The organism is Neorhizobium sp. T7_12 (genome assembly GCF_002968535.1).
GTDB classification, from domain to species: Bacteria; Pseudomonadota; Alphaproteobacteria; order Rhizobiales; family Rhizobiaceae; genus Neorhizobium; species Neorhizobium tomejilense.
Genome location: NZ_PVBK01000006.1, coordinates 161,541 through 175,798, shown reverse-complemented (window position 1 = coordinate 175,798; position 14,258 = coordinate 161,541). Strand labels below are relative to the sequence as shown.

Sequence of the window (14,258 nt, the reverse complement as noted above, 5' to 3'; positions counted from 1 at the left end):
CTATGACGATCAGTTATACCTTCGCCAGTCGAAGTTATTTTATTCGATGAGCGCGCTCATGTACCTCTAAACGTACTCGTCTCATCGACAACACGCGCAGTAAGGGCATTTCGCGTCATCCGGATATATGTGTCCGGATGCTGGTGAAGGCATGTCCAAAGATAGAGGGACGAGCGGCGCGGAATAACCAAAAGCGGACATTCTTGATGACAGATTCCCAATTTGCTTCCGGCGGCTACAGATATGCTCTCAATCCCATCCAGTGGTTCGCGACGGAGGACGGCTGGCTCGATCCGACCAAAGGACCGACGCCGCGGGATCTGCTGAAAGAAATCGCGCGCTCCGGATTTCACGCCGTTCACGCCCAGGTTCCAGCCGGATGGACGACAGAGGACTATCAGAACGCCCTGAAGGATGCAGGCCTGCAACCTGCCCCGGGCTACCTGTCGATGGCGCTGCCGGAACACGGCGTCGATATAGCGACAACACTGGAAACGGCACGTACGAGCGCCACGCAACAGGCACAACTCGGCCTGACCGACATGTTCATCTCCACCCGCATGACCAAGGATGCACCGCGCGTCAAACGCCCGGGTGTCGGGGCGGAGTTCGACGAGGCCCGCTTTGTCATGATCTTCGACCTCGTCGAGCGAGCCTCGGCAATTCTGAAGGAGGAAGGCGTCAAGGCGGCGCTGCATCCGCATATCGGGACCTGGATCGAGAGCGAGGCTGAAACCCGCCGCCTGCTGGACAATATCAGTTCAGATCAGCTCGGTTTCGGCCCTGACACGGGGCATCTGTCATGGGCTGGGGCGGATATCATTGGTCTCATGAGCGATTACCGCGACCGGACACGAGTCGTGCATGTGAAGGATTGCCGGCTGAGTGTGCGCGACGCGGCCAAGGCTGCCGGAAAGAGCTATCAGGAAACCGTCGTTTCCGGGCTTTGGGCGGAACCCGGAACTGGCGAACTTGATCTTGAAGGGATGCTCGCTGCACTGGGGCCTGATTTTGACGGCTGGCTGATTGCCGAAGTGGACTTTCCGACGCTTCCGCCATTCGAATGTGCTCAAGCCAGCGCCGAGTGGCTGGCAGATCTGCGGCGCGCCGTCTCCTCTTCCCGTTGAGCCGATACGGCGGGGCGCCCCGCATCAGATCGGATCGCTGCATGGCGGTCGTTCCGGCCCGACCAACACCCGGAATTCCGTTGATCTCTCGGGACAAATCTCTTTGCCGCAGGCAGGATACTGAAAGCTATGTCTCAAACCGTTTATGATGCACTGGTCGTCGGTTCCGGCGCAGCCGGGTCCTTTGCAGCCAAGGAGTTGACTGCCCAAGGTCTGTCGGTCCTGCTCCTCGAGGCCGGACCTTCGGTCGGTCCTAAGGACTTCGACCCGGCTCGCAAGAAGGCGGCACAGAAGGACATCAACATCTGGGAACGGGCACGCGCGACGGCGAACGGGCAGGCCGTACAGGCGCGCGCGGTCTTCTTCAAGGAGTGGATGAGCCACCTCTTCGTCAACGATCGTCGAAACCCCTACACGACGCCGCCGGATGCTCCGTTCCTCTGGATCAGAGGGCGGCAGGCCGGCGGGAGGCTGCACACCTTCGGTCGCGTCCTGCTCCGCTGGAGTGACGACGATTTCAGGCTGCATGCCCGGACCGGTCAGGCCGTCGACTGGCCCTTGTCATATGAGGAACTCGATCCTTTCTATGCCGAGGTCGAATCCTGTCTGGGCCTCTACGGCCAGGAAGACCATGTCTCAACGTTACCCGACGGAATTTATTCGAAACGAGCAACTCTCACGCCGGCCGAGCAATCGTTCAAGGCAGCCGTTGAGGGACGATGGCCAGAACGGCGCGTCGTATCTTGGCGCTATATCGCTCCGGAAGCCGAACGCATCCCCCGCGCCCTTCGTGATGCACAGTCGACCTCCCGCCTCGCCATCCGCTACAATGCGGTCGTGCGTCGTATCACGACCGATAGTCGGACCGGGATGGCGACCGGTGCGGAATTTACCGACAGCGACACCGGAACAACGGAAACGGTCCGGGCTTCGAACGTCGTCGTCTGCGCCTCGCCGATCGAGAGCATCCGGCTTCTCCTGAACTCCGCCTCGTCCCGGCATCCGCAAGGCCTTGGCAACAGTTCGGGGACGTTGGGGCGTTACTTCATGGACCAGCTGCCATGCCTGGCAATGGGGTCCTTTCCATCGGCCCCCGGATGGATGAAGGATGATTCCGCGCCGGCAGACCCCTTCTACAATGCCTCCGGCGGCATCTTCATCCCGCGGTTTGAACCCTCCGGGACCGGAGGCCAAAGCAGCGATTTCGCTTATCAAGGGGCTGTCGGCAGGGCGCCCGTTTCGAGCGATACGCCGGCTCGCATGGCGTTTTTCGGCTACGGCCAGATGCTGCCCCACGCCGACAACCGCGTGACCCTGGATAGCCGCAAGACGGATACCTGGAACATTCCCGTCCCGCATATCCGCTGTGTCATGAGTGCCAGAGAGCGTGAACTCCTGGCCAGGCAGGAAGAAACCTTGGTTGAAATCGTCAGGCAAGCCGGTGGCGACCTGGAGTTCATAGGATCGCCGCTCGGCCTCAAGGAAATGGGAAAGGGCGCCTATCCAAATGCTGACTTCTTCAGCCGCCTGATGTTTCGAAAGATGTTCCATCGAAGCATGTCGATGGGCGCCGCTATTCATGAGACCGGCGGTATACGGATGGGAACGTCGCCTGAGACGTCGGTCCTGAACGCGTGGAACCAGAGCTGGGATGTTCCCAACCTTCTCGTTACGGACGCAAGTTCCTTTCCGACGAGCGGTGTCGCCGGAACGACTCTCACGGTCATGGCACTCACGACACGTGCATGCCGGCGCCTCGCTCAGCATGGTCATGGCCGGCCAACGTGACCGCGACCGTTCCAGCCGAATTGCGGCTCTACGATCATTGCGCTTTTCAGCCAAGCCTGACTGACAACATAGCGGCCAATTGGCCAATGCTTGTTCGCGCCAAGACGAGGACTTGGAGGTAGGACTGTTTGAACCTTGACGAACCAAAGTGGTTCACTGATATTCAAGGGAACCAGAAAGGGCTTTTATGACTGCGTTTACAATCCGCGTCCCAGACGATGTCGCCGACCGTCTAAACCAGCTTGCCCAAAAGCTAGACCGTTCCCGCTCCTATGTGGCAGCACAGGCCATTGAAGATTTCGTATCACGCGAAGAATGGCAGCTAGAAGAAATTGAAGCCGGAATTGCTGAGGCGGACCGCGGCGAATTCGCCAGTGATGACGACTTGGCACGCGTAGTTGGCAAATACGTCAAGACAACTTCCCGGTCATGAAGCAGAGGCGCATCCGGTGGACCTTGCGCGCGTTGCGGCGGCTTGACGAAATTGGTGCGTACATAGAACATGACAACCCAGATGCTGCGGCACGGGTCGTTGCCCGAATTGTCGCGTCCGTTGATATTCTGGGAGAGATGCCTGCAGCTGGACGCACGGGACGCATCCCAGGCACGCGCGAAGTTGTACTGTCGGACATTCCTTACATCATCCCTTACCGTATTCGCGAGGACATTGAAATTATCACTGTAATGCATGCTTCTCAGAAGTGGCCGACGAAGCTGTAAGCCCGTGCCTCGAGTAGGCAACATCCAACAAACGCCAAGCGAACATGCGAAATGTATATCTTGCTCCTGAACCGATTTGAACCTCAGATCCGCTGTCTCGAGATAGCTGGCACTACGGATTCAATTCGGATTGATGGGCTGGTTATAAGCGTTGGACGTTGCGTAAAACTCGACTAGACAGCCATCTGTCGAGCCCTCGGTGGCGCCGCCGCCGGCCTGGTCAATGGGGCCGGCGAGCGGCTACATGTGGGCGATTCTCAACTACATCGTCGGGACGGAAAATATCTTGTCGCAGTGCAAGGCCGTGCGCAGACGGCGGTCAGTCCTCGATCGGGAAAGCAAAGCCAGCTTTCACTCGATCCATTACCACCATGGTTTTGAAACCTCTAATATCGTGGTTCTCATAGAAAAACCGACGTGTGAAGGCTTCGTAGTCCTCCATGTCCTTGGCGGTAATAACCAGAATGAAATCGGCATCGCCCGTCACGTAGTAGCCGATCATGACTTCCCGAGTGGCGCGGATCGCTGCCTTGAATCGATCAACGATGTCGGCGCGTTCGCGCTCTAGCGAGACAAGCACGATCATGGTGATGCCGCGGCCCCCGGCCTTGGGCGAGACGATTGATACATCTGCCTCGATCACCCCTTCTTCACGCAACCGCTTCAGGCGTCGCTGACAAGCCGTCGGTGAGAGATTGACAATTTGCGCCAGCTCTTCTGACGTCATGCGATTGTTCTTTTGAACAGCCTCAAGCAGCGCCCTGTCCGCTCTATCGAGAGTAGTCATGCAGAAATCCTGCGCTGAGAGCCAAAATTGAGCACAATTCCTGCACCGAAGGTCAATCAATGCAGCCAGACGATCATGTCCTACGACTAGTCTCCTTGTAAACCCAATTTGGAGCCCCGCATGAAAGGTATTGCCAGCGCAGCGCTGAAAAACCTGCAACGACCGGATCTGCTCGAGCGCCGTGCCTTTCTGAGCGGCACATGGGTTGCACGCGGAGAGACGCTGGGCGTCGTCGATCCTGCAACCGGCGAACACCTCGTCGATGTGGCGGCCTGCTCGCTTGAAGACGCCGATGCTGCCGTCGACGCTGCGAAGAACGCCTTTCTGGCTTGGCGTGACAAGCTTCCAGTCGAACGAGGCCAGATCCTTCGCATCTGGGGCAAGCTGATGCGCGACAACGCGCAGGACCTCGCTGTCATCATGACGGCCGAACAGGGCAAGCCGCTGGCAGAGGCGCTTGGCGAGATTTCCTATGCCGCGAATTTCCTCGAGTGGTTTGCCGCCGAAGGCGAGCGGGCCTATGGCGAAACGATCCCGAGCCACCTGCCAGGCAGCCGCCTTTCGGTACAGATGCAGCCGCTTGGCGTCACCGTTGCGATCACGCCGTGGAACTTTCCCTCCGCCATGATTACCCGCAAGGCGGGCGCGGCTCTCGCGGCCGGCTGCACCATGATCGTCAAGCCTGCGCCGGAAACACCGCTATCGGCGCTTGCTCTGGCAAAGCTCGCGCAGGAGGCCGGGATGCCCGCCGGCGTATTCCAGGTTCTCACCGGCGAAGCTGCACCGCTTGCACGCCGTCTGCTGGAACACACCGACGTGCGCGCATTTTCCTTTACCGGCTCCACCGAGGTCGGGCGCATCCTGCTCACGCAGTCGGCCGCCACCGTGAAGAAGGCCTCGTTGGAACTTGGCGGCCATGCACCTTTCATCCTGTTCGACGACGCTAAGCTTTCCGACGCTGTAAAGGGCTGTATCGGCGCAAAATTTGCCACGTCAGGGCAGGATTGCCTCGCCGCCAACAGGATTTACGTCCAACGCGGGCATTACGATCGGTTCGTCGACGCCTTCGCCAAGGCGACCCTGGAGCTTAAAGTCGGTCACGGCCTCGAACCCCGCACCGATATCGGGCCGATGACCCGCCCCTCCGTAGCCGAAAAATGCCGCCAGCAGATTGCGCAGGCAATCTCCGCCGGCGCACGTCTCGTCTGCGGCGGACAGGACAGCCCGCTTGGCGGCAATTTCGTCACGCCGACCGTGCTTGCCGATGTCACCGATGACATGCTGATCGCACGCGAAGAGACCTTCGGCCCAGTCGCCGCAATACTGCCGTTCGATGACGAGCAGGACGTGCTCGCCCGTGCCAATGCCACCGAAATGGGGCTCGCAGCCTACGTCTACACCAATGATCTTGGCCGCGCGATGCGCCTTACCGACCGGCTAGAATACGGCATGATCGCCGTCAACACGCCGAAATTCACCGGCGCCTCGATACCCTTTGGTGGCTGGAAGCAATCCGGCCTTGGTCGCGAAGGCTCGCGCCACGGCCTCCTGGAATATCTCGAAGCAAAATATGTCTGCTTCGGCAATCTCGCTGCATGAAAGGATCCGCTGCTATGACCACCAACCTCGATCAGATCGCCGAGATGGACCGCAAATCGGTCCTGCATCCCTTTACGCAGATCAAAGATTTCGCCAGCGGCAAATTGGGCGATCCAACGATCGTCGAAACCGGCAAGGGCATCCGCATTCAGGATGCGCAGGGGAACCAGCTGATCGACGGCTTCGCCGGTCTTTACTGCGTCAATGTCGGCTATGGCCGCACCGAGGTTGCCGAGGCCATCTCGCGCCAGGCCTATCGCCTCGCCTATTACCATACCTATGCCGCCCACACGACGGATGAACTCGCAATCCTTTCCGACCGTCTGGTGAAAATGGCGCCAGGCCGGATGAGCAAGGTTTTCTACGGCATGTCGGGTTCCGACGCCAACGAAACCCAGGCCAAGCTCGTCTGGTACTACAGCAACCTGCGCGGTACACCGAACAAGAAGAAGATCATCTCCCGCGAACGGGGTTATCATGGTTGCAGCGTCGTCTCCGGCTCGATGACCGGCATGAGTTTTTACCATGACCACATGGACCTGCCGCGTGCCGGCATTCTTCACACCGGCGCGCCGCATCATTATTGGGGCGCTGACGCAGGCGAAACGGAACTCGAATTCTCCGGGCGCCGCGCCGACGAACTCGAAGCGCTGATCCTGCGCGAAGACCCCGACACCATCGGCGCTTTTATTGCCGAGCCCGTACTTGGCACCGGCGGCATCACTCCACCGCCGCAGGGCTATTGGGACGAAGTGCAAAAGGTCCTCAAGAAATACGACATCCTGCTCATCGCCGACGAAGTCATCACCGGTTTCGGACGCACCGGCTCAATGTTCGGGTCGCAGCATTACGGCATCGAACCTGATCTGATCACGGTCGCCAAGGGCCTCACCTCGGCCTACTTCCCGCTGTCGGCCGCCATCGTCGGCGAAAAGGTCTACAAGGTGATGGAAGAAGGAGCCGACCGCGTCGGCGCTTTTTCGCATGGCTACACCTATTCCGGCCACCCGATCGGCGCTGCAGCAGCCAACGCCGTTCTCGACATCGTCGAGAAGGAGGATCTGCCGGGGAATGCACGCACGGTTGGCACCTATTTCCAGGCACAGCTGAAGGAAAAGTTCGCTCAGCTTCCCATCGTCGGTGAAGTGCGAGGCGTCGGCTTGATGGGCGCCATCGAATTTGTGGCGGATCGAGAAAAGAAGACGCGCTTTGCGCCGGGCCTTGCTGTCGGAGCACGTATCTCGAAGGCAGCGCGCAATCGTGGGCTGATTGCCCGTGCCATGCCGCATGGCGATATTCTGGGTTTTGCGCCGCCCCTCGTCACGACGAAGGAAGAGGTCGACGAGATCATTGCCATCGCCGAATCCGCTGTGCGCTCGGTCATGGACGATTTGGTCCAGGCTGGCGAAACGATTTGACGCAGGCATCACTGCCGGGCGGGACAAGTCCCGCCCGGCCATTATTCCTGATACAATCAAGGCCCAGGCTGCATAATGCTTCATCTTTGAGACGAAGCGTGCATAATGTCATGAAATAGCCGTCCTCAAAACGAGCCAATTTCATGCGACGTCAAGCCAATCCCCTCAACCTTGTTCCGATCGCGGCGACCAAGCCGGTGGCATGGCGGCCGCATCTTTCCAAGCAGAGGGGTGAGACGAAACATGCGGCGCTCACCGAGCGCATCATCGCCGATATTGATGCTGGCGTTCTCAAGCCAATGGATCGCATGCCGACGCATCGCGATCTGGCGCGCGAACTCGGCCTTTCGGTCCAGACGGTCAGCCTCTCCTACAAGGAGGCTGAGCGGCTCGGCTATCTAAGCGGTGAGATCGGTCGCGGCACCTTCGTCAAGACACGCGTGACCGACCGCGCCGGCCGCATGATGCTTGACCATAGTGCCAACGAAGTGCACGATCTTTCCATTATTCGCGGCGTCTATCTCGATGCGCATGAGGCCGCATCTCGCGAGATCCTTCGTGAGCTTTCCGAAGGCGACAATGCAAGCTTCATGCGTCCATGCCGCCCGATCGCCGGCCTTGATCGTCATCGGGAGACGGCGCGCATCTGGTTACGCACGCTCGGCGTCACGGCCGGGGTGGAACGCGTTCTCCTCACCAACGGCGCCGCCCACGGCATTTTTCTCGCCCTGAGCTGCATTGTCCGCTCCGGCGATGTCGTCTTGAGCGAAAATCTCACCGATCACGGCATCATCGGACTTTCCAATATACTCGGCTTCAGCCTGAAGGGCCTGCCTACCGACAATGAGGGCATTTTGCCCGATGCACTGGAAGCCGCGTGCGCGGCAGGCGGTGTCCGGGCATTGGTGCTTATTCCAACCCTCAATAATCCAACAGGTCACGTCGCGGGTGCGGAACGCAGGCGTCAGATAGCCGCGATTGCGGCACGTCATGGCGTGTTCGTCATCGAAGATGAGGTCTATCGACCACTGATCGAAGAGGATCTGCCTTCGATCACGGAAATGCTGCCTGATCTCGGTTTCTTCGTCACGAGCTTCACCAAGGTGGTGCTGACGGGGTTGCGCGTTGGCTATCTCGTTGTTCCACCCGCCTATTCCATTCGCGCCGCCTCAATCCTGCGCGTATCGAGTTGGAGCGGCACCTATCTGACCGGCGAAATCGCAACACGATGGGTCGAGAACGGCACGGCGCAGCGTCTGCTCGAAATTCAGCGAGACGAAGCAAAGGCACGCCAAAACATCGCGACGGAAATTCTCGGCGACCATATCGCCTCCAGTCATCCGCTCTCGCTCTGCGCCTGGCTCAAGGTCCCGCCGCACTGGTCCGAGGAAGGTCTGGTCCGTTCGCTCACCAACCAGAAAGTCGCCGTCACGCCGTCCGAACCCTTCATTGCCGGACCGGGTCATGGTGGCGGCATTCGTATCTGTTTGGGCGGACGCCTGAACCATGCAAGCCTGGCCAAGGCGCTGACAACCGTGCGGCAGGCCTTTGAGCAACTGCCGCCGGTCTATGACGTCGGTTCGATCGGCTAGAGCGCCCCCACGACAATCATTGAATCATTACAATATAATAATTGACATGATTTTACTTCGCTCACAACATGACAATCATGAAGAGCGACGTCCAGTCCAGATTGACCGAAGAAAACGTGCAGCCAGTCATCCTGGCAGACATTGAGCAGGCTGCGACCCGCATTGCCGACAGGGTGGCGCGCACGCCGCTCGTTCGCTCCAGCACGCTTTCTGAATACACCGGTCAGTCCGTCCACCTGAAGCTCGAAACATGCCAGCCCGTCGGCGCCTTCAAGCTGCGCGGCGCGATGAACGCTATCCTGTCGCTGGATGATGCGGCACGCGAACGCGGTCTCGTCACCGCCTCGACAGGCAATCATGGTCGCGCCGTGGCCTACGCCGCACGCGCGCTTGGCGTTCCCGCCGTCATCTGCATGTCGTCGCTCGTTCCGGCCAACAAGGTCGAAGCGATCCGCTTGCTCGGCGCCGAAATCCGCATTGTCGGCCTGTCGCAGGACGATGCACAAGAGGAAGTCGAACGCCTGACCAAGAGCCGCGGCCTCACGCCGATCCCGCCTTTCGACCATGTGGACGTCGTTGCCGGTCAAGGCACGATCGGCCTCGAGATTGTGAAAAGCCTGCCTGACCTTGCGACCGTGCTTGTTCCCCTTTCCGGCGGGGGCCTGGCCGGTGGCATTGCCGTTGCCGTCAAGGCCTTGAGGCCACAGGCCCGGGTCATCGGCATATCGATGAAGCGCGGGGCAGCCATGCATGCAGCGATTGCCGCCGGCAAGCCTGTCGCAATCCGCGAAGAGGAAACGCTGGCGGATTCGCTTGGGGGCGGCATCGGCCTCCAAAACCATGTCACCTTTGCGCTCTGCCGCGATCTTCTCGACGACGTCATCCTTCTCAGCGAGGACGAGATCGCCGAAGGCATCCGCCATGCGGCGCGCAATGAGAGCGTGACCGTCGAGGGCGCCGGCGCGGTCGGCATTGCCGCTATCCTCGCAGACAAGGCCGAGCTGTCCGGCCCCACCGCCGTCATCGTCTCAGGCGGCAACATCGACCCGAAGATGCACCAGAAAATCGTCGAGGGGGCCACCCTATGAGCCGCATCACTATTTTGATGGAAAAGGATCTTCACGCCATCGTCAAGCTCGACGTCTCCGCGGTCGATTGCGTCGAGCAGGCGTTTGCGGCGCTCGCCACCAAAGCCGTTGCGATGCCGCCGATCCTGCGCCTCGACATCCCGGAATTTCGGGGTGAAGTGGACGTCAAGACAGCCTATGTGCCGGGCCTAGACGGCTTCGCCATCAAGGTCAGTCCCGGATTCTTCGACAACCCCAAGATCGGTCTGCCAAGCCTGAACGGGTTGATGATCTTGCTCAGCGCGAAGACCGGATTGGTCGAAGCCCTTCTTCTTGACAACGGCTATCTCACGGATGTGCGCACCGCAGCGGCCGGTGCCGTCGCGGCACGACATCTGTCGCGTGAGGACGCCTGCGTCGCGACGATCCTGGGTGCAGGTGTTCAGGCACAGCTGCAACTCGCGGCTCTCATGCTTGTACGCCCGATCAAATCGGCGCGCATCTGGGCACGCGACCACGCAAAGGCGCAGACGCTTGCTGTCGATTTCGCGCGCAGCCACGGAATAGAGACCACCGCAATTGCCGATCCGCGCGAGGCCGTGCGCGGAGCAGATATCGTCGTCACAACGACGCCGGCCGAAAAGCCGATCCTGATGGCCGAATGGCTTGAACCCGGTCAGCATCTGACCGCGATGGGATCGGATGCAGAGCACAAGAACGAGATTGATCCGGCCGTCTTTGCTCGCGCGATTTACGTCCCGGATCGATTATCGCAGACCCGCATCCTCGGCGAGTTATACCATGCCATCAAGACCGGCGCAGTCATGCCGGACCGGCAGTTTGCGGAACTCGGAGCTGTCATCGCCGGCAAGGCAATTGGCCGCTTGAACGCAGACGAAATAACCTTTGCCGACCTTACGGGTACCGGCGTGCAGGACACAGCCATCGCCAATCTGGCGCTTGCCCGCGCGACAGATGCCGGACGTGGCCAGACAATCGAAAACGACATCAAAATGGGAGATGCAGCGTGAGTGTGACGCTGAACTTTACCCGCGAGGAATATGCCGCTCGCCTTTCCAAAACCCGTCACGCGATGGAAAAGGCGGGGATCGATCTCCTGATCGTCACCGATCCATCCAACATGCACTGGCTTACCGGCTATGACGGCTGGTCCTTTTATGTGCATCAATGCGTGCTGGTGCCACCGGGCGGCGAGCCGATCTGGTACGGCCGCAAGCAGGATTCCAACGGCGCCAAGCGCACCGCTTATCTGAACCATGACAATATCATCGGTTACCCGGATCACTACGTTCAGTCGAGCGAACGCCACCCGATGGATCTTCTGGCGCAGATCATCGGCGAGCGCGCATGGTCCAGCCTCGCGATAGGCGTCGAGATGGACAATTATTATTTCTCGGCAGCAGCCTTCGCCTCTCTGCAAAAGCATCTCCCAAATGCCCGTTTCAAGGATGCGGCTGCCCTCGTCAACTGGCAGCGCGCGGTCAAGAGCACGACCGAACTCGACTATATGCGCAAGGCAGGTACGATCGTCGAACTGATGCACAAGCGCATTGTCGAGGTTGTCGAACCCGGCATGCGCAAATGCGATCTCGTCGCCGAGATCTATGATGCCGGCATTCGTGGTACGCCGGAATTCGGCGGCGATTATCCGGCGATCGTGCCGCTCCTGCCGTCGGGCGCAGACGCTTCCGCGCCGCACCTGACCTGGGATGACAAGCCGATGCGTTCGGGTGAAGGGACGTTCTTCGAAATCGCCGGCGCCTATAAGCGTTATCATTGCCCATTGTCGCGGACCGTTTTCCTGGGCAAGCCGACGCAGGCCTTTCTCGACGCGGAAAAGGCGACGCTCGAAGGCATGGAGGCGGGCCTTGCCGCGGCAAGGCCTGGCAATACGTGCGAGGACATCGCCAACGCCTTCTTCGCCGTGTTGAAAAAATACGGGATTATCAAGGACAACCGGACTGGCTATCCGATCGGCCTGTCCTATCCGCCGGACTGGGGTGAACGCACCATGAGCCTGCGCCCAGGCGACCGCACGGAGTTGAGACCCGGCATGACATTCCATTTTATGACCGGTCTCTGGCTCGAAAACATGGGGCTGGAAATCACCGAAAGCATCGCGATTACTGAAACGGGCGTCGAATGCCTGTCGAACGTGCCGCGCCAGCTGTTCGTGAAAGGCTGAGGCCATGCTGACGAGTGCGCCCCGCCCCTCGCCGATAACGCCGACCGTCGATTTCGACGGGAAGGGCGTGCAGCACGGGCATCTGCGATTGCCCTACAGCCGTGACGACAGCGCCTGGGGTTCGGTGATGATCCCGGTCTGCGTCATCTCCAACGGCGAAGGCCCGACCGCGCTCCTCACCGGTGCCAACCATGGCGACGAATATGAAGGTCCGGCGGCTCTTTTCGAACTGGCACGGACGCTGGATCCCTCGCAGGTGAGTGGGCGCGTCATCATCGTCCCGGCGCTCAATTATCCCGCGTTTCGCGCCGGAACCCGTACGTCGCCGATCGATCGCGGAAATCTGAACCGTAGCTTTCCAGGTCGCCCGGATGGAACGGTGACGGAAAAGATCGCGGACTATGTCACCCGCAATCTGGTACCGCTCGCCGACATCGTGCTCGACTTCCATTCGGGCGGCAAGACGCTCGATTTTCTTCCCTATGCAGCAGCACACGAACTGCCCGACAAGGATCAGGAGGCGCGTTGTTTTGATGCCGTTGCGGCTTTCGCTGCGCCCTACTCGATGAAAATGCTGGAGATCGATGCGGTCGGCATGCTGGATACGACGGTCGAGGAACTGGGCAAGGTCTTCGTGACCACCGAGCTCGGCGGTGCTGGCACTGCCAGCGCAAGAACGATCGAGATCGCGCGAAAGGGCAGTCTCAACCTCCTGCGCCACGTCGGAATCCTGGAGGGCGCGCCCTGTACCCAGCCGACCCGCTGGCTCGATATGCCGTCAAGCGATTGCTTCACATTCGCTGAAGATGACGGACTGGTGGCGTTCGCGCACGATCTCGGCGATCCGATCATTGCCGGCGATATCATCGCCAGCATCTACCCGGTCGGAAAGACCGGTGTTGCGCCGATCCACTGCCGCGCTGCCATGGATGGCGTTCTGGCGGCTCGCCACGTGCCCGGCCTCATCAAGGCCGGCGACTGCCTTTCCGTGATCGCGACGATCACGGAGAAGATCAAATAAACGCAACCATCTGAGATCCGAAAACGGACCAGAAGAACCTTAACCAGAGGAGAATTCGAATGCGCATCTCTAAAACCATTTGCCTTTCCACACTTGCGCTTTGCATCGGCGTCACGTCGGCCACCGCACTGACCGTCGAAGAAGCCAAGAAACAGGGATTTATCCGTGCCGCGACGGCCAACGAGGTACCCTACTCGTATATGCAGCCGGACGGCACCTCTGCCGGTATCGGCCCCGACGTCGCCAATGCCGTTCTAAAGTCCATGGGCATTGAGGAGGTCAATTGGACCGTAACGCCCTTCGGCACGCTCATTCCAGGTCTTAAGGCTCGTCGCTTCGATTTTGCCGCCGCAGAGCAGAACATATCCCCCGAGCGCTGCAAGCAGGTCGCCTTTACCGAGCCCAACTCGTCCTACGGTGAGGGACTGCTGGTCAAGAAAGGCAATCCGAAGCGCCTGACGACCTATGGCGACATTGCAAAAGATCCATCCTTGAAAGTTGCCGTGGTTTCCGGTGCAAACAATGTCGACTTCCTGCGTGCCGTCGGCGTCAAAGACGAGCAGATCGTCTTCATTCCGGCGAATGCCGATGCGATCCCGACCGTGCAGAGCCGGGTCGATGCCTATGCGGCGACCGAGTTGACCGTTTCCGAACTCGCCAAGGGGCAGGCCAATGTCGAGCAGGTTGCGCCGTTCAAGGATCCGATCGTCAAGGGCGCACCCGTCCGCAACTATGGCGGCTTTGCCTTCCGTCCGGAAGACAAGGAATTGCGCGACGCGTTCAACACCGCACTCATCGCGTTCCGAAAGACGGATGGCTACAAGAAGACCCTGATGAAGTATGGCCTGTCGGAACAGAGCATTGCGGCAGCAGCGGAGAAGAAAGTCGCTGATCTCTGCTCCGGGAAGTAACAAAAAAGCGCCCGGTCCCGGA

13 protein-coding genes are annotated in these 14,258 nt (G+C 59.8%); 12 read left to right on the top strand and 1 reads right to left on the bottom strand.

All coding sequences use genetic code 11. The annotated features are described in order from the left end of the window. The first annotated feature begins 137 nt into the window (after positions 1-137). The 4 genes from C5J26_RS16045 (at position 138) to C5J26_RS16030 (ending at position 3,635) form a co-directional block, all read left to right on the top strand. Positions 138-1,127, top strand: coding sequence for a sugar phosphate isomerase/epimerase (locus C5J26_RS16045; protein WP_105402660.1), 990 nt, complete (start codon positions 138-140; stop codon positions 1,125-1,127). Positions 1,128-1,256: 129 nt separating this feature from the next. Next, a complete protein-coding gene (locus C5J26_RS16040; protein ID WP_105402659.1) occupies positions 1,257-2,915 on the top strand; it encodes a GMC oxidoreductase in 1,659 nt (552 codons plus the stop codon). Between the two features lie 187 nt (positions 2,916-3,102). Further along, the gene (locus C5J26_RS16035) at positions 3,103-3,348 is read left to right on the top strand and encodes a CopG family ribbon-helix-helix protein (protein ID WP_105402658.1); all 246 of its coding nucleotides are present in this window, start codon (positions 3,103-3,105) and stop codon (positions 3,346-3,348) included. Continuing rightward, positions 3,345-3,635, top strand: coding sequence for a type II toxin-antitoxin system RelE/ParE family toxin (locus tag C5J26_RS16030; protein ID WP_105402657.1), 291 nt, complete (start codon positions 3,345-3,347; stop codon positions 3,633-3,635). Before C5J26_RS16035 ends, C5J26_RS16030 begins: the two co-directional genes overlap by 4 nt. A 319-nt stretch (positions 3,636-3,954) precedes the next feature. On the opposite strand, the gene C5J26_RS16025 is transcribed toward C5J26_RS16030, so the two are convergent. Then, positions 3,955-4,422, bottom strand: coding sequence for an Lrp/AsnC family transcriptional regulator (locus tag C5J26_RS16025; RefSeq protein WP_046666233.1), 468 nt, complete (start codon positions 4,420-4,422; stop codon positions 3,955-3,957). A gap of 120 nt (positions 4,423-4,542) precedes the next feature. On the opposite strand from C5J26_RS16025, the gene C5J26_RS16020 reads away from it, so the two are divergent. From C5J26_RS16020 to ehuB, 8 genes are all read left to right on the top strand, one after another. Beyond that, a complete protein-coding gene (locus tag C5J26_RS16020) occupies positions 4,543-6,021 on the top strand; it encodes an NAD-dependent succinate-semialdehyde dehydrogenase (RefSeq protein ID WP_105402656.1) in 1,479 nt (492 codons plus the stop codon). 14 nt (positions 6,022-6,035) lie between these two features. Continuing rightward, positions 6,036-7,439, top strand: a complete 1,404-nt coding sequence (locus C5J26_RS16015) for an aspartate aminotransferase family protein (RefSeq protein ID WP_105402655.1) — start codon at positions 6,036-6,038, stop codon at positions 7,437-7,439. Positions 7,440-7,582: 143 nt separating this feature from the next. Then, positions 7,583-9,031: a PLP-dependent aminotransferase family protein gene (locus C5J26_RS16010; protein WP_105402654.1), complete on the top strand. Its 1,449-nt coding sequence runs from the start codon at positions 7,583-7,585 to the stop codon at positions 9,029-9,031. A gap of 68 nt (positions 9,032-9,099) precedes the next feature. After that, complete coding sequence (eutB, locus tag C5J26_RS16005) at positions 9,100-10,119, top strand: hydroxyectoine utilization dehydratase EutB (protein WP_105402653.1); 1,020 nt, start codon at positions 9,100-9,102, stop codon at positions 10,117-10,119. Continuing rightward, positions 10,116-11,129: an ectoine utilization protein EutC gene (gene eutC / locus C5J26_RS16000; RefSeq protein WP_105402652.1), complete on the top strand. Its 1,014-nt coding sequence runs from the start codon at positions 10,116-10,118 to the stop codon at positions 11,127-11,129. Before eutB ends, eutC begins: the two co-directional genes overlap by 4 nt. Next, a complete protein-coding gene (gene doeA / locus C5J26_RS15995; RefSeq protein WP_105402651.1) occupies positions 11,126-12,304 on the top strand; it encodes an ectoine hydrolase DoeA in 1,179 nt (392 codons plus the stop codon). Before eutC ends, doeA begins: the two co-directional genes overlap by 4 nt. A 4-nt stretch (positions 12,305-12,308) precedes the next feature. Next, a complete protein-coding gene (gene doeB / locus C5J26_RS15990) occupies positions 12,309-13,325 on the top strand; it encodes a N(2)-acetyl-L-2,4-diaminobutanoate deacetylase DoeB (protein ID WP_105402650.1) in 1,017 nt (338 codons plus the stop codon). Positions 13,326-13,384: 59 nt separating this feature from the next. Beyond that, on the top strand, positions 13,385-14,236 hold the full coding sequence (gene ehuB / locus C5J26_RS15985; protein WP_105402649.1) for an ectoine/hydroxyectoine ABC transporter substrate-binding protein EhuB: 852 nt from the start codon (positions 13,385-13,387) through the stop codon (positions 14,234-14,236). Positions 14,237-14,258: the final 22 nt, after the last annotated feature.

Coding starts and splice junctions, on each gene's coding strand:
- C5J26_RS16015 (WP_105402655.1), top strand. CDS start 6,036: ATGACCACCAACCTCGATCAGATCGCCGAGATGGACCGCAAATCGGTC.
- eutC (WP_105402652.1), top strand. CDS start 10,116: ATGAGCCGCATCACTATTTTGATGGAAAAGGATCTTCACGCCATCGTC.
- ehuB (WP_105402649.1), top strand. CDS start 13,385: ATGCGCATCTCTAAAACCATTTGCCTTTCCACACTTGCGCTTTGCATC.
- C5J26_RS16020 (WP_105402656.1), top strand. CDS start 4,543: ATGAAAGGTATTGCCAGCGCAGCGCTGAAAAACCTGCAACGACCGGAT.
- C5J26_RS16045 (WP_105402660.1), top strand. CDS start 138: ATGCTGGTGAAGGCATGTCCAAAGATAGAGGGACGAGCGGCGCGGAAT.
- C5J26_RS16010 (WP_105402654.1), top strand. CDS start 7,583: ATGCGACGTCAAGCCAATCCCCTCAACCTTGTTCCGATCGCGGCGACC.
- C5J26_RS16025 (WP_046666233.1), bottom strand. CDS start 4,422: ATGACTACTCTCGATAGAGCGGACAGGGCGCTGCTTGAGGCTGTTCAA.
- doeB (WP_105402650.1), top strand. CDS start 12,309: ATGCTGACGAGTGCGCCCCGCCCCTCGCCGATAACGCCGACCGTCGAT.
- C5J26_RS16035 (WP_105402658.1), top strand. CDS start 3,103: ATGACTGCGTTTACAATCCGCGTCCCAGACGATGTCGCCGACCGTCTA.
- C5J26_RS16040 (WP_105402659.1), top strand. CDS start 1,257: ATGTCTCAAACCGTTTATGATGCACTGGTCGTCGGTTCCGGCGCAGCC.
- eutB (WP_105402653.1), top strand. CDS start 9,100: ATGACAATCATGAAGAGCGACGTCCAGTCCAGATTGACCGAAGAAAAC.
- C5J26_RS16030 (WP_105402657.1), top strand. CDS start 3,345: ATGAAGCAGAGGCGCATCCGGTGGACCTTGCGCGCGTTGCGGCGGCTT.